Consider the following 20,804-nt stretch of genomic DNA (forward strand, 5'->3'; position numbering starts at 1 on the left):
AAAACCAATAATTGTCTGGGTACAAAATTCCCAAAAAGAAAAACTTAGGAAACCAATCCTAAGCTCTCTTTTGAAGTGCGTACATAACAAAGATAGAAGTGACAATCAACCAACATCCTAAAATGGTGAAGACCAACATACCGTTTTGAGTCACCAAGCCAATCGCACCAAGAATAAAAGGTGTCGTAAAGGCCCCAAAGCTACATCCTAGCACTGCAAAAGATGTTGCCTGATTAAGGAGCTTGGCTGGTATTCTTTCAGAAAGAAGCTGAAAGACAGTGGTCAAGGCCACACTGTAGGAAAAACCTGCCACAACACTTCCAACTACCATCACACCCAATGACGGAGACAAGGCAATCACAATCTGCCCCAATCCAAAGGTGATACCTGACCAAAGGAGCAACCTTTCTTTAAACAGAGAGATAAAGAAAGAAAAACTCACACCTGCCAAGATACCAATCAACTGCATGATACTTAAAACCAAACTCGATAACTGGGCATCCCCTAGACCTCTTTCCACCATCAGACTAGGAATACGAATGGTGATAGCTGTATTGGTGCAGACAACAACTGCTGCTTCGACAGCCAATAGAAAAATTAGGCCTTTCATCTGTCCTGTCAAACGAGTCGTTTCGGTCTCTTTTTTCTTTGTTTCTTTCTTTTCTTTCCCATAAGGGACAAAGAGCAGATAAAGGATCAATACTAAAAATCCCGCACTGTAGGCCAAGAAGGTCACTGTCCATCCCAAGGATAAGAGTTGACCGACCACTAGAGTCAAAATCGATGCCCCGACAACTTCAGCTGATCCGCGAAGACCCAACATCTGGATCCGTGTCTTTCCATGATAGCGTTCACTGATGATGGAAATGGCCTTAGCATTGATCATCCCAACACCCAAGCCAAATAAAATCCGCATCGCAAAGACAAAGTTGTACTCCTGATACCAGAAGGGGGCTGTTCCTCCTATAGAGAGGATGAGAAGCCCTAGACTAATCTGAAGACGCTCAGGAAATAACCGCTCCAAAAACCCATTTAAAACCAGCATAATCATAATTCCAAAAGAAGGAAGACTGACCAGGAGCTCGATTTGTTCTTTGGGATAGCCTTGATAGTAGTCAAACATGGCTGGCAGAGCACTTGAGATGGAGAAGGAGGTAATCAAAACGAGGGAGAGGGCCAAAATACTAGCCCGTTCTAAATATTGTTTCATGAATTTTCTTTCTGTATATTTCTCACTGTTTATCCTTTTAAAAGGAAGATGGCAAGAAAAGAAGGAGCCCGATTGAACTAGAGACTCCGTCCTAACTTTCCTAATAGGAAGACTATTTTCGCTTGATTTGCTTGATCAGATAGAAGATGAAGCCTGCAACCATATACGCTGCAAAAATGATCAAACACCATTTGATAACCACGTCCCAACCCTTGTTCACATTTAAAAAGAAATATGGGAAGGGATTGTCCTTGGAATTCGGAATATTGAGTTTTAAGACCAGGCCGTTAAACAAGGCAAAAATCATATAAACCAAGGGCAAGATGGTCCATAAGACTGGATCCCAGATCTTGTATTCCCCACGTTTATCAAAGAAGAGGGTGTCTGCTAAAAACCAGAGTGGAACGATATAATGGCAAAGGAAATTTTCCACACGGTAAAAGTCTGTCGCAATCGGAGCAAGCATAAAATGGTAAATCACACAGGTAATCATGATACTCATGGTAACACCACCCTTGAGACGAAGCAAGGTCGGACTTTGCCAATTTTCACCTGAACGACTCATCACACGGAGCAGATAACCCGTGAAAATCGTTACCAAAAGATTGGACAACACTGTATAGTAAAGGAGCATACCAAAGCCACCGTGTTTGGTAATCTCCAAATAAACTCCTGTAAATGCCGCTAAGAACAAGAGGACACGACTATAAAAGATAAATTTATAATTCAGTTTCATGGCTAGATTTTCTTAACAAATTCTGACTTGAGTTTCATAGCTCCAAAACCATCAATCTTACAGTCGATGTTGTGGTCACCTTCTACGATACGGATATTTTTAACGCGAGTTCCTTGTTTCAAATCCTTTGGCGCACCTTTTACTTTCAAGTCTTTGATAAGGGTTACAGTATCGCCGTCAGCCAATTTATTTCCATTGGCATCGATAGCAACAACACCTTCTTCTACTTCTGCAACTTCTGCAGGATTCCACTCATAGGCACACTCTGGGCAGACTAAGAGACTTCCGTCTTCGTAGACATATTCTGAATTGCATTTTGGGCAATTTGGTAAGTTGTTCATAAGTCCTCCTAAAACTAACAATTATTCTTTAAAATTCATATGTTATTGAACAGCAACTATTATACCGTAAAATCCTACATTTGACAATGTATCCTAAGTCCAGCAAACAAAAAATCATGCAACTTTTTACAGTTACATGACTTTTAAAAGATGATTGTTCATGGGTACTTATCAAGCACCTCATGATAAAAGGGGTAGCAACTATATCTTACAGACCAGGAGCTTGTCCAAGTTCTGCTGTAAGCATCCAAACTGTTTTCTCAAGTTCAGCCTTAGCACCAACAAAGATATCGTTTGTAACATCATCGCCTTCTTCGTCAGTCACATCCAAAGCCTTTTGGAAAAGACTGATGAGGTAGCGATAAATAGCTAGAACACGTTCCAAGCTTTCTTCAACGTTACGGAATTCTCCTTCTTCTTCTTCGATTTCACTGTGTTGAAGGAATTCTGTCAAAGTTGAGTAAGGTTTGCCACCAAGGGTAATTAAACGTTCGCTGATTTCGTCAAGATAACCATCAAGGCTGTCCATGTATTCATCCATTTTTGGATGCCATACGAGGAAACCACGACCACGCATATACCAGTGTACTTGGTGAAGGGCAATGTGAGCCACATACAAGTCCGCTACTGCTTGGTTCAATACTTCCTTTGTTTTTACCAATGCTACTGGCGCTGTCTTAGATAATGTTGTTACGTCTTTTAATGCATCTTTTTTCAATTCAACCATTTTTTTCACCTCATAATATTATTTTTGTAACCATATTTATTGATTACTACCTCAGTATACTACACCTAGTAGACAAAAGCAAGAAAATTAACCCATATTAAAAAAGTTGTAATAGACTGATAATTTAAGAAAAATATACAGTCTTTAAAAAAAAGACAGTCTTAGAAGACTGTCTGAAATAACTTAGATTATTTTACAAAGTCAAGCAATGCCAAAAAGCTTTCAGCTTCAAGTGACGCACCGCCAACAAGGGCACCGTCAACGTCTGGGCAAGCCATGTATGAAGCAACGTTTTCAGGTTTAACAGAACCACCGTATTGAACACGAACTTTGTCAGCAACTTCTTGACCAAAGTCAGCAGCTACAACGTCACGAACAACTTTACACATTTTTTGTGCATCATCTTGTGAAGCTGATTTACCAGTACCGATAGCCCAGATTGGCTCATAAGCGATAACTGATGCAGCAACTTGTTCAGCTGTCAATCCAGCCAAAGCAGCAGATACTTGAGCACCTACGAATTCAGCAGCTTTACCAGCTTCGTAAGTTTCAAGTGACTCACCACAACAGATGATTGGAAGCATACCGTTTGCAAAGATTGCTTTTGCTTTTTTGTTGATGTCTTCGTCAGTTTCATGGAAGTAGTCACGACGTTCTGAGTGACCGATAACAACGTAGTCAGTACCGATTTCTTTCAAAACTTGTGGGCTTGTTTCACCAGTGAACGCACCTGCATTTTCAAAGTAGCAGTTTTGAGCAGCAACTTTAAGGTTTGATCCTTTAGCAGCAGCAAGAACAGCTGTCAAATCAACCGCAGGAGCTGCGATACCTGCTTCAACAAGGTCTGATGAAGGAAGTTTTGATGCAACGGCTTCAACAAATGCTTTTGCTTCTTCTGGATTTTTGTTCATTTTCCAGTTACCAGCGATAAATGGTTTACGTGACATTTCACATACCTCTTTTTTCATTTTATTCACTATTATTCTATCATATTTATAAGGAGCTTGCAAACCTTACTCTAATTTTCAAAATTTTTCAAGCGACTAATTTTGCCACAAATTCATGGCATCAAGGAAATCATCCGAAGCCTGAACTTGTTTGGGATTGTTCGCTTCTCGCTCTGCTCGTTTGGCCTCTACTTGGGCAACAGACTGAATGCCTTCGTGGCGCCAGTTTCGTAAGATTGCCTGAATATATTTCCAGTTTGGCTTCCCATTGAGGACGGCCTCTCGGAGAGCTTCCTTAATCAAATCCGCCTTAACTCCGTCTTCTTTGACCGTCTTGGAAAGATCCTCGATTTCAAATGGTGTTAATAAGCGTCCCAATTCCTGCTGAAAAGTTTCAACCAGATCCTTCAACTGATTCTGCGGGTTTGGAGCAGTTGTAGCTAGAGTTTGGCTATCCAACAAGCTATCCAAGCGTTCAAAAGCCAAACTAGCATCAAAAATCAGCTCAATTTCCCCGTTTAGTTCAATGGTTCGATATTGTAGTAACCCATTTTCAGTCAAATTCGAAATAGATTGGTTGACATCTGCCACTTCTTTCCCAATGATTTCAGCAATCTGGCTAGGCGAAACATCTCCTAGGGCTGTGGTATTTTGTAAATAGAAAAATTGCCAGACGAGAAAATCTTCGCTGGAAGGAAAGAGTTCCTTAAAATGCAAGAGCAGGGCACTTGGCAAAACCAAGTTCCCTGATTTAAAAGCGTCAAAATATGTCATAATTCCTCTTATAAATATCCAAATGAAGCTGCATCGTCCTCTACCTTTTTCCAGTCAAAAGGAGTTTCCTGATAAACAGCATAATTAACCCAGTTACTGAAAAAGAGGGCAGCTGATGAAGACCAACAGAGACACGGTGTCTCATTCACATCATCATTTTTGAAGTAATTTTCCGGAATGTTAGGATTAAGTCCTGCCTCACAATCACGAAAATACTCTTTTGCTAGAGTATCACGGTCATATTCTAAATGACCAAAACTATAAATCTCACGAAGATCCCGACTAGCTAAAATAGAAACACCGACTTGTTCTCCCTCAGAGAGGATTTCCAGATTGGTTTTTCCCAATATCTCTTCCTTATAGATTTCTGTATAACGAGAATGGGGAGCTACATAGCTATCATCAAACCCACGAAAGAGTAGATGGCCCTCTTTCAAGGTATCCTGCGGGTAAATACCTGACAGCTTCTGCTCCATCTGGTATTTTTCAACTCCATAGCGAGCATAAAGACCTGCTTGGGCACCCCAACAGATATGCAGGGTAGAAAAAACATGCGTCTTGGACCATTCGATGACCTGTTTAAACTCCTCCCAGTAGTCCACCTCCTCAAAAGGTAAGTGCTCCACTGGAGCTCCCGTGATGATCATTCCATCAAAAAAGTCATTCTTAACTTCTGAGAAGGTCTTATAGAAGGTCTCCATATGTTCGGCACGAGTCGTCTTTGAACGATGCGTTTCCATATACAAGAAATCGATATCTAACTGAAGAGGCGTATTGGCCAAATGCCGCAAGAGTTGTGTTTCTGTCACAATCTTTTGAGGCATCAGATTTAGAATCAAAATCTTCAAAGGTCGAATATCTTGGTGAGCAGCCCGTTGATCATCCATGACAAAGATATTCTCTGTCCTTAGAATCTCAACAGCAGGTAATTTTTTTTCAATCCGAATCGGCATAATATCCTCCTAACTGTACTCTTTTAGAAATAATTGAATGTGTTTGAAGTCAAATCTCAAACACTTAGTCCTTTTATTATACTGCAAGAAGATATAGTTTTCAATTATAGTTTTTCTCTAACTAGCTATAGTTTGTTTATATAGCAGATGAAGAGAAAACAGCCCCAAGGACTGTTTTTCATTAATAATGCATAAGTACCTTGTAATCGTAATCTCCGATTTTTTCACGGCCTTTAAGCTCATCAAGTTCAATCAAGAACGCACAACCGGCTACAACTCCGCCAAGTCTTTCAATCATTTCAATGGTTGCCTTGACAGTACCACCTGTCGCCAAGAGGTCATCTACGATGAGAACGCGTTGACCTGGTTTGATGGCATCCGCGTGCATGGTCAAGGTATCAATACCGTACTCTTTTTCATAGTCAGCTGAAATGACTTCACGTGGCAATTTTCCTGGTTTACGAACAGGTGCAAAGCCAATCCCCAACTCAAAGGCAACGGGACAGCCAACAATAAATCCGCGAGCCTCTGGTCCCACAATCATGTCGATTTTCTTGTCAGTTGCATACTGAACAATTTCACGAACAGCGTAGCTATAAGCATTTCCATCTGCCATCAAAGGGCTGATATCACGGAAGGTAATACCTTCCTTAGGATAATTTTCAATCGTTGCGATATAATCTTTTAAATTCATCTTTTTCTTTCTTTCAAAGTTTTTTACTCTCTATTATACCACATTTTCTGTGAAAGAAGAAGAGGAAAAGCACTATTCTCTTGCTCCATCAGGTTATTAATGGAGTTATTTTTCCTGGAGTGAACTTATCATCAAAAAAACGAGCACTTTCGCACTCGTTCTCTGATATAAACTACTGATTAAAGTGAGTTTACGTCAACCTTGATACCAACACCTTGAGTAGTTGTGATAGTCAAGTTTGTTACGTAAGTTCCTTTAGCTGTAGCTGGTTTTGCTTTTTGGATTGTTTCGTTGAAAGCTTTGAAGTTTTCAACCAATTTTTCAGCTTCAAATGATACTTTACCGATGATTGCTTGAACGTTACCCGCACGGTCAGCACGGTAAGTGATTTTACCACCTTTAGACTCTTCAACTGCTTTAGCAACATCCATTGTTACAGTACCAGTTTTAGGGTTTGGCATCAAGTTACGTGGTCCAAGGACACGTCCAAGACGTCCAACAAGAGCCATCATGTCAGGTGTAGCGATAACTACGTCGAAGTCCAACCAACCGTCGTTGATTTTTGCAACAAGGTCATCTTCACCAACAAAATCTGCACCAGCAGCTTTTGCTTCTTCAGCTTTTGCACCACGTGCGAAAACAAGAACGCGTGAAGTTTTACCAGTACCGTTTGGCAATACCATTGCTCCACGGATTTGTTGGTCAGCCTTTTTAACGTCGATGTTCAAGTTGTAAGCAACTTCTACAGTTGCGTCAAATTTTGCAAAGTTAGTTTCTTTTGCAAGTGCTACAGCTTCTTCTACACTGTATGCTTTTGTGCTGTCGATCTTTTCAAGAGCAGCACGAAGTTGTTTGCTTTTTTTAGCCATTTTCTATTCTCCTTGTAAGTGGTTCAATCGATTTTCATCTCCCACGTCACTTCTCGAAATGATGAAGTCTTGCGGGTTATATTGGGGGTGTTATTGATTAGTCAACAACAGTGAATCCCATAGAACGAGCAGTACCTTCGATCATACGCATTGCAGACTCAATGTTTGCTGCGTTCAAATCTGGCATCTTAGTTTCTGCAATTTCTTGTACTTGTGCACGAGTAACTGTAGCAACTTTAGTTTTGTTAGGTGTACCTGATCCTTTTTCAACACCTGCAGCTTTTTTCAAAAGAACAGCAGCTGGTGGTGTTTTTGTAACGAAAGTAAATGATTTGTCTTCGTATACTGAGATAACAACTGGAATGATCATCCCAGCTTGGTCAGCTGTACGAGCGTTGAACTCTTTTGTGAATCCCATGATGTTGATACCAGCTTGACCAAGAGCAGGTCCAACTGGTGGAGCTGGTGTAGCTTTACCAGCAGGGATTTGCAATTTTACAAGTTTTTCGACTTTTTTAGCCATTTTTAAATCCTCCTTTGTGGTTTTGGCGGTAATTAGAGATTTTTACCTCCCACAAGTATGCTTTACACATACCTTTCTATTATACACTATTTATCTAAAAATGCAAGAGAAAAATTACTTTTTTAATCGACGTAATCTCCGCCTTCAAAGCCATAGTACTCTTCCAAACTGAGACCACTTGCAGCAATTTCTTTGGCTTCTTTTCCGACGTAGCGAAGATGCCATTCTTCCGCCATGTAGCCAGTCTCTTTTTCCTTGCCTTTGAGATAGCGAACAACAAAGCCATAGTCAGCCGCATGATCCAAGAGCCACTGGGCCGCCTTTTCTTCAGTAACTAAATCTCCATCTGTCCCAATAAGGTCAAATGCAAGACCTGTTTGGTGTTCACTATAACCTGGGCGAGCTGAGTAGCGATCAGCAGCTTCCTTACCATCTTGATTCACATAGTCTTGATAAAGTTTGGTTTGAGTTTCATAACTTCTAAAACCACTGTAGTGATCGCTGATTGGGTAGCCAGCTGCTTGCATTGCTGCAATGAGCTTCAGCAACTCTGCTTTAGCTGTTGGATTTTCTCCTGGATTATAGTCTTTTGACAAAGGATAGTGCTTATTAGCTATGACGATTTCATCGTACTTCCCTTGAATACTATAGTAGTCTCCCTTATTGACAACTTCTGCCTTTTTCTGACTAGAGGCTTGAGATTTGCTCCCTACAGTTCCTTCAGGTTGACTAGTTTGTTCCGTTTTTTGAGTGTTTTCTTCATTTTTAGGTTTTTCTTGAGAACATGCTGCTAGGGTTACTGCCAGCAAACCAGATAAAACAATGTATCTTTTTTTCATTTTTTCTTCCTCTCTTAGACCAAGTGCTTCTCTAATTCATCGGATAAGGCTTTAATCATTTGTTCCAACTCATGGGATTTCACTTGGCAATCTTCTGCCGCCATTTCTTCCCAAGGCACCCACCAGACTGGCCCACGGCCATTCAATCCATGCCCTTTCATATCACCTGACCGTCTTGGAAAGAGGTGCCAGTGAGCGTGGGCATCTCCATTTCCTAAAAGTTCGATGTTCATCTTTTCAGCTTTAAACGTTTTGGCAACAGCTTCTTGGACCAAACTCATTTCCTCTAGAAAACGCAATTTTTCAGAAGTCTCCATATGGTGGAGTTCTGTGACATGCTCCTTTGCTAGAAATAAGGTATAGCCCTTAAAGTATTGGTGGTCTCCAATAACAACATAGCCTGTTTCTAGTTCTTTTACAAAGTAGGGGTTTTCCCCTGCCTTAATCCATTCAATTCTCTGACAGATTAAGCACATATTAGTCTACCAATGCACTCTTGAGATAGGCATCAACCATACGCTCAGTCGCCACGACCGAATCAATGTGTGTTCGTTCGTAAGAGTGACTGGATTCAATACCAGCTCCAAGGAGGGCGTGTTTGACCTCTGCTCCTGCTGACATAGCTGCCGAAGCGTCCGATCCGTAAAATGGATAGATGTCGAGCTTAAATGGAATACCTTGCTCTTTCGCCAAAGCTACCAAGTGTTGACGGAAGTCATAGTGATAGGGGCCTGAAGCGTCCTTGACACAGATAGACACTGTATACTCATCCGTCTGCTGGTCATCGCCCATAGCTCCCATATCTACAGCTAGATATTCCACCACTTGAGTTGGAATATTGGAGTTGGCACCGTGACCAACCTCTTCAAAGACTGAAAAGGCAAAATGAGTTGTTACTGGCAACTCAATTCCCTCCTCCTTATAAACACGAAGAAGATTGAGCAGAATTGCCGCGCTGACCTTGTCGTCCAAGTGACGAGACTTGATAAAACCAGTCTCTGTCACGACAGTTCGCGGGTCAAAGCTGATAAAATCACCGATCTCAATGCCCATGGCGCGGGTTTCTTTTTCATTGGTCACTTTTGCATCCAAACGCACTTCCATATTGTCCTGCGTACGTTCTGCAGTTCCTGCATCCTTGTAGACATGACAAGAAGTCTGATGGATGAGGATGGTCCCAGATACCGTTTTACCTGTGCTAGCCACATGAACGGTACAGTTTTCTCCCTCAATCATGTTCCAAGGAAAACCACCGATCCGGTCCAATTTGAGACGTCCATCAGGTTTGACAGCACGTACAATGGCTCCGAGTGTGTCCACATGGGCAGTTACATAGCGATGTTGTTCATCGTTTTGACCTTTGATTGTTACATTGACACCACCCTTAGCTGTTCGAATAGGCTGGTAACCAAGTTTCTCTAAAGTATAGACTAGATAGTCTGAGATCTCACGAGTAAAGCCCGTTGGAGATGCAATAGCGGTTAGTTCTTTGATATAGTTTATAGTCTGATTCATTTCTTCACCTCTTTCCTACCATTATAACATTTTTCTAGTCAGACTCCTTCTCAAAAGGAGAAAAACTGTGTTTAGTTGCTTTCACTATAGATTCATGTTATAATACAAATACTTTGATTATGAAAGGAAAGTAAAAATATGAAATCATACTTTAAAGTATCACTAGCCCTTGTGGCTTCACTTGTCCTCCTACTCGGATGTTCCAAACAAGCATCAACACCTACCAACAGCAGTACCAAAGAAGACACAACAACTCAGTCAAGTGAGAGCAAACAAAGCAGCCAACAATCATCTGAAAAGAAGGAAACAACTAAGACACATACCTTTGTAAACAAAAATAATTCTGGAATCACTTCTACCTTGGTTTATACTGTAGAGGGGGACAATGTTATCAAGCAATCAGCTAATAACATTGCTGATCCTGAAATCCTTGGTGCAACTCCAGAAGATGTCAAGAGTTTTATCGAAGAAAAGTACAAAGGTTATAATGGACTCAAAGGTGTTAAACAAACGATTGAAATCAAAGATGGAAAAGTTGTTCAAGATCTAGAAGTTGATTTCTCAGTTGCAAGCATTAGCGAACTTAGAAAAGCACTTCCTGAAGAATATTCTGGTATCGGTAATCGTGTCAGTTTCTCAAATTCTAAAAAAGCACTGGAAAAAATGGGATTCACAGAAAAGACGAACTAATCTCCCAAAATTTCATATAGACTAGTGTAGGTCCACCCCAAAAGTTAGACACAACTCTGACTCTTGGGGTATTTTACTATATTCCTAACTGATGAGTCCGATAGATTCCTCCAAATCCCATAAAAAGTGCATTTAAAACTTCCCACTTTTCAATCCATACGATAAAAAATTTTTGAAACAGATAGAGACAAAACTTTAATCGTCAGACTAGTTTCTGTTCATTGTCATGTCAAATCAGATGAGAGGGGAGGTCTAGTTGATTTTGTAGTAGAATCATGTTATAATACAAAATACTTTGATTATGAAAGGAAATTTTATGAAAACTCTTGTTAAAACTTCACTAGCCCTAGTGGCTTCACTTGTCCTCCTGCTCGGATGCTCCAAACAAGCATCTACACCTGCTAGCAGCAGTACCAAAGAAGACACAACAACTCAGTCAAGCGAGACCAAACAAAGCAGCCAACAATCATCTGAAAAGAAAGATGAGACAGAAACCCACACATTTGTTCACAATAGCAATCCCGGAAGAACTTCTACCTTGACATACACTGTTAAGGGGGATGATGTTGTAAAACAAGAAGTCTATAATGTTTTTGACCCTGAAATACTGGACAAGTCAGCAGAAGAGATTAAAGAACTTATCGTGAAAACTTATAAAAAGGAGGAAGGACTTAAAGGCATTACACAAAATATCGAATTCAAAGATGGAAAAGTCATCCATAGCATGGAGGTTGACATGACTGTTGTGAATCTCGAAGAGATGAAAAAAGCAATGCCAAATGAAGTTTCTGGCTCTGGAAGCCGTGTAAGTTTCCTAAAAACTAGAAAAATGCTTAAAGAGGCTGGTTATACTGAACAAACCAACTAACGAGTCGTGCTTATACAAAAAATTCTTGGTCGTTGACCAAGAATTTTTTTATTCCATCTCAAAAACATCACTCTCTTGTTTGTTTGGTAGAACCAGCGAAAGCAAGATTCCGATAATAGCTGGCACTAGCCATGGAAGAGAGGCTGACGCAAACGGAAGGGCATTAATCAGATTTTCAAGAAACTCAATCTTAAAGGAACTTCCAAGAACGCTTGCAAGAGCAATAGCTGTAACAAGGCTAATGGTTAACTGCATGCCCGGTTTTGATAAGGGTACAAACTTATTCACAATCACGATCATCACAATGGAGATGGTGATTGGGTACAAGATTACAAGTACTGGCACTGAGTACTTAATGATTGCATCAAGGCCAAGATTAGCAATAGCAAACCCAATCAAGGTAAAGGCAGTTGCATAGACCTTGTAACTGATTTGTGGGAAACGTCCGTTAAAGAACTCTGCTGTCGACACAATCAAGCCAACTGTCGTTGTGAAACAGGTTACAGTTACCATAACAGCAAGAAAGAGCTGAGCTGTTGAACCAAAGATTTCCTGAGTTGCTTGTGACAAGATATAAACGCCTGGTGTTCCACCCTTCATCACTTCTGCTGGTACTGGGAAATGATTTCCAAGGAATCCTAAACCGATGTAGAGAGCGCTAAAGGCAAGAGCTACCACAATACCAACAACCCAAATAGTTGAGATGTATTCTTTCTTACTTGAAAATCCAAGTTGTTTCAAGGTTTGAACAGCAATCACACTAAAGGCCACTGAAGCAAGAGCATCCAAGGTATTATAACCTTCTAGGAAACCTGTACCAAAGGCAGAAGCTTGATAAGCAGCTGACGCAGTTTGAGGACTTGTTCCACCGTATTTGAAGGCACCTAGTACAACCAAGATAACGATCAACAAAGCAAAGACTGGTGTCAAGATTCGTCCGATACGGTCCAAAATCTTTGATGGATTGAGTGAAATCAGATAGGCTGCGGCAAAGTAAAGCACGGTAAAGATAATCAATCCTAGGCCTTTATTTGCTTCAGACAAGAGGGGACTAATCCCAACTTCGTAAGCTGTTGTTGCTGTACGTGGAATGGCAAAGAAGGGGCCAATCGATAGATAGAGGACTGCAAGATAAAGTGTCGCAAACCAAGGTGAGATTTTCTTAGAAATCTCGTGAATGTATCCTTTAGGATTGAGCGTTCCGATGATGAGCGTTAGGACAGCAATCCCAACACCCGAAAATACAAAACCTGCGATGGCAGGAAGAAACTGTTCTCCAGATAGGGCACCTAGAGAAGGCGGAAAAATCAAGTTCCCCGCACCAAAAAATATTCCAAACAGGAGCAAGCCTGTTAGGGCACCTTTTTTAGCCATAAAAATCTCCTTCATATTTCTAAAATACTGACCTAGTATACCATGATTAAGACTCTGAAAAAAGTATCCAAAATTAATCATTGAATGTTTTCAATATTTTTAAAAATAAGAATTATCTAAAAACAAAATCCCTCACTCAGTTGGAACCGAGCAAGGGAAGACTAGGATCTATCGCCATATAGGTTTAAAGATTTTCAAAGACCGTCATTCCGCCTTGGACATTGATAACGTCATAACCTTGTTCAGCTAGAAATTGACAAGCACGTGCTGACCTCATCCCAGATTTACAAATCACGTAGTAAAGCTGGTCTTTGTCTAGTTGTTCATAAGTATCAGCCAATTGACTAAGTGGTAGGTTTTGAGCACCTTCTAAATGAAGCGTCTGGAACTCTTCTACTTCTCTCACGTCCACTAGAGAAAGTTGCTCATTTTGATAAAGCTGGTAAAAATCGTTAAAAGTAATTTCTTTCATTTTGTTTCTCCAAGAATCTTTTGAATTCTTTTTTTCAAATCGGGCACTACTTCTGACTCAAACCAAGGATTTTTGGCCATCCAGATTTGATTTCGTGGTGAGGGGTGCACCAGAGGGAAAAATTCTGGTAGATAGTCTTTGTAGTGTTTTACCCGTTCTGTCACCTTGCCACTAACTTTTTCATGTAAATAATAGGCTTGGGCATATTGTCCAATCAAGAGAGTTAATTGGATATCGGGCAACTCTTGCAAGAGTTGTGGGTGCCATTTTTCGGCAAAGCCTTTACGAGGTGGAAGGTCGCCTGACTTGCCATGCCCCGGAAAGTAGAAATCCATGGGCAGAACTGCAAAATAACCTGAATTGTAAAAGGTGTCCTCATCCACACCTAGCCACTCACGCAAGCGATCGCCACTCTTATCCTTCCAATAAATCCCAGCTTCTTGCGTTTTAAGCCCAGGAGCCTGACCGACAATATTGATACGGGCAGTTTTTGGCACCGCAAAGAGAGGTTCGATTCCGCGTTCTGTATAGCTGGTATTTTGCGGATCCGCCATAATGGCTTGCTTGATTCTTTCAATTTGAGACATCTGTTTTCCCTCCAAAAAGAAGTCCAAGCATACAATCTCAGACTTCTATCATTTTATTTGATCAGTTCATAAATAGCTTCAGCATAGATTGCTGCTGCTCGGAAGAGATCGTCCAAGGCGATAAATTCGTTGGCTTGGTGCATGGTATCGATTGAGTCTGGGAACATCGCACCGTAGGCAACCCCACGTTCCAGTAAACGACCAAAGGTACCACCACCGATGACTTGCTCGTGACCTTTAAGACAAGTTTGTTTTTCATAAACATTCAACAAGGTTTGCACAAGTGGATCTTCCATCGGTACATAGTGAGGGGTGTGACCGTGTTCAGAAAGGCTAACAGAAGCAACTGGCAAGTTTTCAAGGATTGACTTGATTTGCTCTGGACTTGTTCCTTTTGGATAACGGAAGTTGAGGGCAATCGTATTGTCAGCACTTGTTTCATCAAAGCGGAAGACACCGGCATTCATAGAAAGGGCACCCATCTTTTCATCTACATGAGCAACCTTGAGATTTGTACCCTCATGGTCGTTCAAAAGAATCTTACCAGCGATGTTAAGGTAGTCTTTTGCAGGTCCTGCAAAGTCAAACTGGCTGAGGAAAAGGGCAAGGTAGGTCGCACCATTGACACCTGATGCAGGCATAGCACCATGAGCTGATTTACCAATCACAGTCACCTTGTACTGGCCGTTTTCTTCTTGGAGTTCTCCTCTGAGTTTGTGTTCTGTAACAAAAGCATCTAGTTTAGCTTGCAAGTCAGCCAAGTCACCTGAAACAACTGCTGTTGCTGATTCAGGTACCATGTTTTCACGCAAACCACCTGTGAAGCTGTGAAGGCGAGCTGCACCAGTATTTTCACCTGCAAAATGGAGATATTCTGTGATATTCCCTTTTTCACCATTGATGATAGGGAATTCAGCATCTGGAGAGAAACCGAAGTCTGGTTTCGCAAGTCCTACATGTTCAAAGTAGTAGTCCATGTCTGCCCAGCCTGATTCTTCATCTGTTCCGACGATGAAACGAACTTTTTTAGAAGTTGGAAGCCCCAATTCTTTGATGATTTTCAAACCATAGTAACAAGCTGTTGTAGGCCCCTTGTCGTCTGAAGCTCCACGCGCATAAAGGCGACCGTCTTTGATAGTTGGTGTATAAGGGTCCGTGTCCCAACCGCTACCAGCTGGCACCACGTCCATGTGAGCAAAGATTCCGAGAACTTCTTCTCCTTCACCAAACTCAAAATGTCCTGCGTAGTTATCAACATTTTTAGTTGGATAGCCATCACGGTCTGCGATTTCAAGGAATTTTTCCAAGGCTTTTACTGGACCAGGTCCAAATGGATGCTCAGCATCGGCTTTGCTGTCATCACGTTCTGAGTTGATTTCCAAAAGGCTAAACAAGTCAGCCAAGAGGTCTTCTTTGCGTTTTTCTACTTCTGCTGTAAAATCAATAACTGTCATTTTTTCTTCCTATCTCTTCTCGATAATTTCATCTACTGGCAAGCGGTAGCTTGGTTCCAATTTCTCATCTGTGTATCCAACTGTGATCAAGAGTTCTGGACGGAATCGGTCTTCAATGTCCAAAACTTCGTTGGCTTTTGATTTGTCAAATCCAAGAATAATGTTAGAACCGATTCCTTGGTCTGTCAGAGCCAAAACCAAGTTCATGGCAACCAAACCTGCATTGAGGGCTAGGTAGTCGCTGACTTGTTGTTCACTGTAACGCGCAAATTCAGCTGGCAGATTCTTCATAAAATATTGAAGTTGCTCTTCAGAGAAGTTATTAGCGCCGCCAACTCGGGCAATCTTACGAGCACGTTTAGCCAAATCTGTGTCGGTAAACAAGGCAATGGTTACAGGTGCTGCTGATACCTGCTCAAAGTTCGAACCATAAGCCAATTTTGCCAATTCAGCATTTTTCTCACGAACAACCACAAACTTCCATGGCTGGCTGTTGTGGGCACTTGGGGCCAAGGTTGCGATTTCGATAGCCGTACGCACATCTTTGGGATCTACCGGTTTATCAGTAAAATGCTTAGTCGTTTGACGTTTTTTATTTAATTCAAGAAATTTCATAATCGATTTCCTTTTCTAATTCTACTGCATCCATTCTACCATATTTTGAAAGAGCTTGCAGAGATTTTTCATAGAAAGAAATTGGAACACGGATGAAGTCCTGGATTTAAACTTATCATTAAAATCAGATTTTTCCTCATCCAGTTCCAACTAATTTTCAGGGGTTTTAAGAAACTAGTCTACCTTATATTCTGACTTTATAGCCTCCAAAAATTTCTTCACATCCTCAACATACCCATGCTTTTCAATTAAACTAGCTAAGAGTTCTAGATTGTGCCCCCGATAGTTGTCATCTCGGCGTAGTTCTTCATACATTTCGATAAAAGGAAGCCCCTTGGACTTGGCCAATTCTAACTCTGCTTCATAGTCATAAGCAACTTTTCGGAATAGAATGTTTACTAATTCCCCATATTCTACTTCTATCACAGCATACTGGGCACGGTGATTTTTTAACGCCTCCCAATTAAAATAGGGCATGCCAATCGACCCTGGATTGATGATTTGTTGCCCTTGACTGCCATAACGAAGCAACTGCTTGTGAACATGACCATAGACTGCCACATCAACTTCATCATCTAGGAGTTGGTCAAATTTCTCTGTATCATTCTCAACTAGCAAGTCACCACCATAGTTCTTATTTGGCAAATTATGAGAAAGAGAAAAACGCAGTCCGTCAACTTCTCTCTTTTCTAGCATAGGTAAGCTTCGTAGCCAGTCAATCGTTGCAGGATCCATTCGCTCCATCAAATACTGCGTCATACGCAAGAGCTGGACTTCCTGTGGGTCTTCCAAGCCATATTGCCCATCTAAAGCCTCAAGGACACAATCATCCCAATTGCCTCGAACACTTGTAGTGATAGAAAGTTCCTTTAACAGAGCGACCAAGTCATTTGCACCTGGACCAGGGAGGAAAATGTCTCCCATGAGCCAGTATTCACTGACTCCTTGTGCTTTAGCATCTGCAATCACTGCTTCTAAGGCAGTCACATTTCCATGAATATCTGATAAAATTGCGATTTTATGGTTCATCATAATCTCCTTTTGTTTGGTAGTCCACTCTTTCTTCCGCCACTTGAGCCAATTCCACTTCTTCCTGAGGGTTCAACTTTCTTTTCACATCTTCTGCGACTGCTCTTGGCACACCCACTTCGACAATTTCATCCACACTAGCTTCCTTGATTTTAGTGAGAGATTTAAAATGCTTCATGAGATTCTGTTTGCGTTTAGGTCCCAGACCGTCAATCCCATCCAGTTGTGAAGAAAAGGAATTTTTTGAGCGCAGTTGGCGGTGGAAGGTGATAGCAAAGCGGTGCACCTCATCCTGGATGCGTTGGAGGAGAAAGAATTCTTGAGAATTGCGAGACAACTCCACCACTTCCAGTGGATCTCCAAAGAGCAGTTCATGGGTTTGGTGCTTGTCATTCTTTTGCAGACCTGCAATTGGGATATCCAAACCTAGCTCTTCTTGGATGACTTGCTTTGCGATATTGACTTGACCTTGTCCCCCATCAATCACAATCAAATCTGGCGGGGTTAAACCATCACGTTGAACTCGGCCATAACGTCTGCGAATAACCTCTCGCATACTAGCATAGTCATCTGGGCCAACAACCGTTTTTATCTTGTACTTTCGGTAGTCTTTTTTACTCGGTTTGCCATTGACAAAGACCACCATAGCTGAAACAGGACTGGTTCCCATGATATTAGAGTTATCAAAGGACTCGATACGGACTGGGGTCGGGATTTGGAGCAAGCGTCCCAGATTTTCAATAGCTCCTTGGGTCTTTTCGACTGATTTTTCTAGCAGATTGAACTTCTGCTCCAGACTAACACGGGCATTTTTGATGGCTAGATTGACCAGTTGTTTTTTTTCCCCACGTTGGGGTTTGAGAATCTTGGTATCCACCAAGGCCTTGACGGCTTCTTCGTCAATATCCTGCGGAATCAATACTTCATTGGGAACCAGGTGAGATTTTTCTTGATAGAATTGTCCCACGTAGGTCAAGAAGTCCTCATCTGGATCATTGTAGTAGGGGAAAAGATTGACATCCCGCTCGATGAGTTTTCCCTGACGGACAAAGAAAACCTGAACACACATCCAGCCCTTATCCACATAGTAGCCAAAGACGTCCCGATTTTGCAAATCTTTAGCCATGACCCTTTGCTTGGTCCGAAGTGTTCCAATCGCCTGAATCAGGTCACGGTATTCCGCCGCACGTTCAAACTCCATACTTTGAGCTGCGGATGCCATCTTCCCCTTGAGGTCATCGATGATTTTGTCATCCTGTCCTTTTAGGAAATCAGAAACCTCCTGAGCCATGGACTTGAAATAAGCCTCATCTTTCTGACAGATGGTGTGGGCCATACATTGGCCGATATGGTAGTAAAAACAAACCTTAGACGGCGGGTTGGTACATTTCCGAAAAGGAAAAATCCGATCCAGTAGTCGCTTGATTTCATTGGCCGCTCCCACATCAGGATAAGGTCCAAAATAAAGACCTCCGTCCTTTTTGACCTGACGGGTGATAATCAAGCGAGGATAACGCTCATTGGTGATTTTGATGAAGGGATAGGACTTATCATCCTTGAGCATAATATTGTACTTGGGCTTATTTTCCTTAATCAGGTTGATTTCTAGGAGAAGTGCCTCAATATTGGACTCAGTGACGATAAATTCAAAATCCACAATTTCAGACACCAGAGCCTCCGTCTTGGTATCATGACTTCCACGGAAATAAGACCGCACGCGATTGCGCAGATTTTTAGCCTTTCCTACATAAATAATGGTGCCGTTTTTATCCTTGTGAATGTAGCAACCGGGGCTGGTCGGCAAGAGCTCCAGTTTTGATTTGATCAAGTTATTCATAGTTCCATTATAACAAAAAGGCCGTAACAGGACGAACAAAAAGCCCCACCAATCACTTGATGGAGGAGCTTTGATTTCATTTCAGATTGCACCGACTTCATCTAGTCGCTTCTGGTATAGAGTTCTTGAACAGCCTTCACATCCTGAGGCTGAATTCCATAGTAAGAACCTGCTGGCTGCATGACAGAAGTTTCGTTGGTATGATCCAATCCGATGGCATGCCCCAGCTCGTGCTCCGCCGTGTGCACGATCCGTTCATAAGAATAACCATAGTTTGGATTGGATAGATAATAGTGATTCAGGCGAACCGTTACAGATATAAATTGTTTGGTTAACAAATTGGTTTGACTCTCGGCTTGACCTGCTACAGCAGTCGATCCATCATTCATTTCACTTGCCACAATATCTGCCTGACTAGGATCCGCAACCACCTCAAAGGTAAAGGCTCCCGTTTGATTCCAGTTTTTTATGGCTTCTGCATAGGCACCTTGAAAGGTCTCATCCATTTGAGGCTCAATATAGATGCGAGCTGAAGCTTGAGCCCACTTGCCTTCTGCATGTTGGTGACTGTCTGTCTGAGACAAGACTTCCAGCGTTCCCGTCTCCTTCCATTGATTCCAGCCACCTTGACCAATCTTGCTCATTTTTTCAACCTGATTGACCGCAGAATGAAAATCACCAGACAGATACCAAACCACTCCAAAGGCAATGAGCAGTAGAATGACCACAGTCCAAACCAGACGCCAGAAGAAACGCCAAATTCCCAAAAGAAATCGGAACAATAATCGAATAATCCAGAACATGACGCCCACCTTTCATAAAAATAAGAACCTATCTTGAAATCACATTTTCCTTGATCAAGATAGATTCTCTATTTTACTGAAGAAAGCTGAAAGAAACCTAAAACTAAGATAAACGTTCTTCCAAGACAAAGTCAATTGGTAGAGTAGCCAAAAAACGTTCCAATTGTTTTTCCCAGTAGTACCACTCGTGCTTACCTAGACTATGACTATAGGTCACCTCAAAACCAAGTTTTTTGAGGTTTTTCACTGCGAGATTATTGGCAGAGTAGAGATAGTCTTGCTCTCCACACCAAGCCCATAGTTTAGTCTTTTTATCGGATTTTGCAGCCATGCTTTCAAGCGAATGAGGACTAGCTGTCCAGTCTTTAATCTCTCCAAAAACTCCTCGCCAGTATGCAAGTGACCCCAGATCCTGACTTTCAGGAGAAAATTCCTGAAAACTGAGTGCACCAGAAAAACTAGCCGCATGAGAAAAACGATTTGTCGATAGAGCGAGTTTGAAGGAACCGTATCCACCCATGGATAGGCCTGCTATGAAAGTTTTTTCTCGCTTGCTGGTCATATTGGGGAAGAAACGTTTCATTACCTGAGGTAACTCTTCTGCTAGAGCTGTATAGTAGTTATAGCCATACTGAGTATCTGTGTACCAGCCATTGCTAGTATTGGGCATGATAACAATGAGATTGGTCCCACGCAACAAGCGCTCGACATTGGTACGTTTGAGCCAGCTATTTTGGTTTCCTGACATTCCGTGCAAAAGATAAAGAACAGGAATATCCGTGCAATCTGGTTCAGTCACCCGACTAGCATCTGGATAGAGTACGGTAACGCCCCACTCCATATCCAAAACTTTTGAGTAATACTCAATATTCATAACTGCCATGGTTGTCTCCTTTTACTATTCTATAAGAAAAAGCCGAATTTCGACTTTTTCTGTAGGTATGCTG

Annotated in this window: 24 protein-coding genes; 2 read left to right on the forward strand and 22 right to left on the reverse strand. The window is 41.6% G+C overall.

Going from position 1 to position 20,804, the window contains the following annotated elements; all coding sequences use genetic code 11:
* Positions 1 to 58: 58 nt before the first annotated feature.
* From M1G01_RS04735 to M1G01_RS04795, 13 genes are all read right to left on the reverse strand, one after another.
* Positions 59 to 1,210 (reverse strand): MFS transporter, encoded by a 1,152-nt coding sequence (locus M1G01_RS04735; RefSeq protein WP_000816260.1) that lies wholly within the window; start codon positions 1,208 to 1,210, stop codon positions 59 to 61.
* Between the two features lie 112 nt (positions 1,211 to 1,322).
* The gene (locus tag M1G01_RS04740) at positions 1,323 to 1,946 is read right to left on the reverse strand and encodes a Pr6Pr family membrane protein (protein WP_000775203.1); all 624 of its coding nucleotides are present in this window, start codon (positions 1,944 to 1,946) and stop codon (positions 1,323 to 1,325) included.
* A gap of 2 nt (positions 1,947 to 1,948) precedes the next feature.
* A complete protein-coding gene (locus tag M1G01_RS04745) occupies positions 1,949 to 2,287 on the reverse strand; it encodes a zinc ribbon domain-containing protein YjdM (protein ID WP_001061600.1) in 339 nt (112 codons plus the stop codon).
* Positions 2,288 to 2,495: 208 nt separating this feature from the next.
* A complete protein-coding gene (locus M1G01_RS04750; protein ID WP_084944386.1) occupies positions 2,496 to 3,014 on the reverse strand; it encodes a Dps family protein in 519 nt (172 codons plus the stop codon).
* 188 nt (positions 3,015 to 3,202) lie between these two features.
* The gene (gene tpiA, locus M1G01_RS04755; RefSeq protein ID WP_000087899.1) at positions 3,203 to 3,961 is read right to left on the reverse strand and encodes a triose-phosphate isomerase; all 759 of its coding nucleotides are present in this window, start codon (positions 3,959 to 3,961) and stop codon (positions 3,203 to 3,205) included.
* Between the two features lie 96 nt (positions 3,962 to 4,057).
* Positions 4,058 to 4,735 carry a DnaD domain-containing protein gene (locus tag M1G01_RS04760; protein ID WP_084944385.1) on the reverse strand — a complete coding sequence of 226 codons (678 nt, stop codon included), beginning with the start codon at positions 4,733 to 4,735 and terminating at the stop codon, positions 4,058 to 4,060.
* 8 nt (positions 4,736 to 4,743) lie between these two features.
* Positions 4,744 to 5,688 carry a homoserine O-acetyltransferase MetA gene (metA, locus tag M1G01_RS04765; RefSeq protein ID WP_247931283.1) on the reverse strand — a complete coding sequence of 315 codons (945 nt, stop codon included), beginning with the start codon at positions 5,686 to 5,688 and terminating at the stop codon, positions 4,744 to 4,746.
* A 181-nt stretch (positions 5,689 to 5,869) separates the two neighbouring features.
* A complete protein-coding gene (locus M1G01_RS04770; RefSeq protein ID WP_001049316.1) occupies positions 5,870 to 6,382 on the reverse strand; it encodes an adenine phosphoribosyltransferase in 513 nt (170 codons plus the stop codon).
* Between the two features lie 179 nt (positions 6,383 to 6,561).
* The gene (rplA, locus tag M1G01_RS04775) at positions 6,562 to 7,251 is read right to left on the reverse strand and encodes a 50S ribosomal protein L1 (RefSeq protein WP_001085675.1); all 690 of its coding nucleotides are present in this window, start codon (positions 7,249 to 7,251) and stop codon (positions 6,562 to 6,564) included.
* 97 nt (positions 7,252 to 7,348) lie between these two features.
* Positions 7,349 to 7,774: a 50S ribosomal protein L11 gene (rplK, locus tag M1G01_RS04780; protein ID WP_001085808.1), complete on the reverse strand. Its 426-nt coding sequence runs from the start codon at positions 7,772 to 7,774 to the stop codon at positions 7,349 to 7,351.
* A gap of 122 nt (positions 7,775 to 7,896) precedes the next feature.
* The gene (gene ldcB, locus M1G01_RS04785) at positions 7,897 to 8,613 is read right to left on the reverse strand and encodes an LD-carboxypeptidase LdcB/DacB (RefSeq protein ID WP_044021158.1); all 717 of its coding nucleotides are present in this window, start codon (positions 8,611 to 8,613) and stop codon (positions 7,897 to 7,899) included.
* A 14-nt stretch (positions 8,614 to 8,627) separates the two neighbouring features.
* Positions 8,628 to 9,089: an HIT family protein gene (locus tag M1G01_RS04790; protein ID WP_247931284.1), complete on the reverse strand. Its 462-nt coding sequence runs from the start codon at positions 9,087 to 9,089 to the stop codon at positions 8,628 to 8,630.
* Position 9,090: 1 nt separating this feature from the next.
* Complete coding sequence (locus M1G01_RS04795) at positions 9,091 to 10,128, reverse strand: M42 family metallopeptidase (protein WP_084922034.1); 1,038 nt, start codon at positions 10,126 to 10,128, stop codon at positions 9,091 to 9,093.
* A 138-nt stretch (positions 10,129 to 10,266) separates the two neighbouring features.
* On the opposite strand from M1G01_RS04795, the gene M1G01_RS04800 reads away from it, so the two are divergent.
* Positions 10,267 to 10,818 (forward strand): DUF1307 domain-containing protein, encoded by a 552-nt coding sequence (locus M1G01_RS04800; RefSeq protein ID WP_049505244.1) that lies wholly within the window; start codon positions 10,267 to 10,269, stop codon positions 10,816 to 10,818.
* A 316-nt stretch (positions 10,819 to 11,134) separates the two neighbouring features.
* Positions 11,135 to 11,686, forward strand: coding sequence for a DUF1307 domain-containing protein (locus tag M1G01_RS04805; RefSeq protein ID WP_000855328.1), 552 nt, complete (start codon positions 11,135 to 11,137; stop codon positions 11,684 to 11,686).
* Positions 11,687 to 11,734: 48 nt separating this feature from the next.
* Here M1G01_RS04805 and brnQ read toward each other — a convergent pair whose 3' ends face one another.
* The 9 genes from brnQ to M1G01_RS04850 all read right to left on the reverse strand — a co-directional run bounded on the left by brnQ (position 11,735) and on the right by M1G01_RS04850 (position 20,740).
* Positions 11,735 to 13,060 carry a branched-chain amino acid transport system II carrier protein gene (brnQ, locus tag M1G01_RS04810; RefSeq protein WP_001074590.1) on the reverse strand — a complete coding sequence of 442 codons (1,326 nt, stop codon included), beginning with the start codon at positions 13,058 to 13,060 and terminating at the stop codon, positions 11,735 to 11,737.
* A gap of 184 nt (positions 13,061 to 13,244) precedes the next feature.
* Complete coding sequence (locus M1G01_RS04815; RefSeq protein ID WP_247931285.1) at positions 13,245 to 13,532, reverse strand: rhodanese-like domain-containing protein; 288 nt, start codon at positions 13,530 to 13,532, stop codon at positions 13,245 to 13,247.
* On the reverse strand, positions 13,529 to 14,119 hold the full coding sequence (locus tag M1G01_RS04820) for a uracil-DNA glycosylase family protein (RefSeq protein WP_247931286.1): 591 nt from the start codon (positions 14,117 to 14,119) through the stop codon (positions 13,529 to 13,531). Before M1G01_RS04820 ends, M1G01_RS04815 begins: the two co-directional genes overlap by 4 nt.
* 53 nt (positions 14,120 to 14,172) lie before the next feature.
* Positions 14,173 to 15,573 (reverse strand): dipeptidase PepV, encoded by a 1,401-nt coding sequence (gene pepV, locus M1G01_RS04825; protein ID WP_070838016.1) that lies wholly within the window; start codon positions 15,571 to 15,573, stop codon positions 14,173 to 14,175.
* Positions 15,574 to 15,582: 9 nt separating this feature from the next.
* Entirely contained in the window at positions 15,583 to 16,188 is a 606-nt protein-coding gene (locus M1G01_RS04830; protein ID WP_247931287.1) for a nitroreductase family protein, read from the reverse strand.
* 174 nt (positions 16,189 to 16,362) lie between these two features.
* The gene (locus M1G01_RS04835) at positions 16,363 to 17,217 is read right to left on the reverse strand and encodes a metallophosphoesterase family protein (protein WP_001015771.1); all 855 of its coding nucleotides are present in this window, start codon (positions 17,215 to 17,217) and stop codon (positions 16,363 to 16,365) included.
* The gene (gene uvrC / locus M1G01_RS04840) at positions 17,207 to 19,054 is read right to left on the reverse strand and encodes an excinuclease ABC subunit UvrC (protein WP_001061160.1); all 1,848 of its coding nucleotides are present in this window, start codon (positions 19,052 to 19,054) and stop codon (positions 17,207 to 17,209) included. Before uvrC ends, M1G01_RS04835 begins: the two co-directional genes overlap by 11 nt.
* A gap of 101 nt (positions 19,055 to 19,155) precedes the next feature.
* A complete protein-coding gene (locus tag M1G01_RS04845; RefSeq protein WP_000498563.1) occupies positions 19,156 to 19,857 on the reverse strand; it encodes a M57 family metalloprotease in 702 nt (233 codons plus the stop codon).
* Between the two features lie 103 nt (positions 19,858 to 19,960).
* Entirely contained in the window at positions 19,961 to 20,740 is a 780-nt protein-coding gene (locus M1G01_RS04850; RefSeq protein ID WP_000290059.1) for an alpha/beta hydrolase, read from the reverse strand.
* Between the last annotated feature and the right edge of the window lie 64 nt (positions 20,741 to 20,804).

The organism is Streptococcus oralis, from assembly GCF_023110055.1.
Classification (GTDB): domain Bacteria; phylum Bacillota; class Bacilli; order Lactobacillales; family Streptococcaceae; genus Streptococcus; species Streptococcus oralis_BY.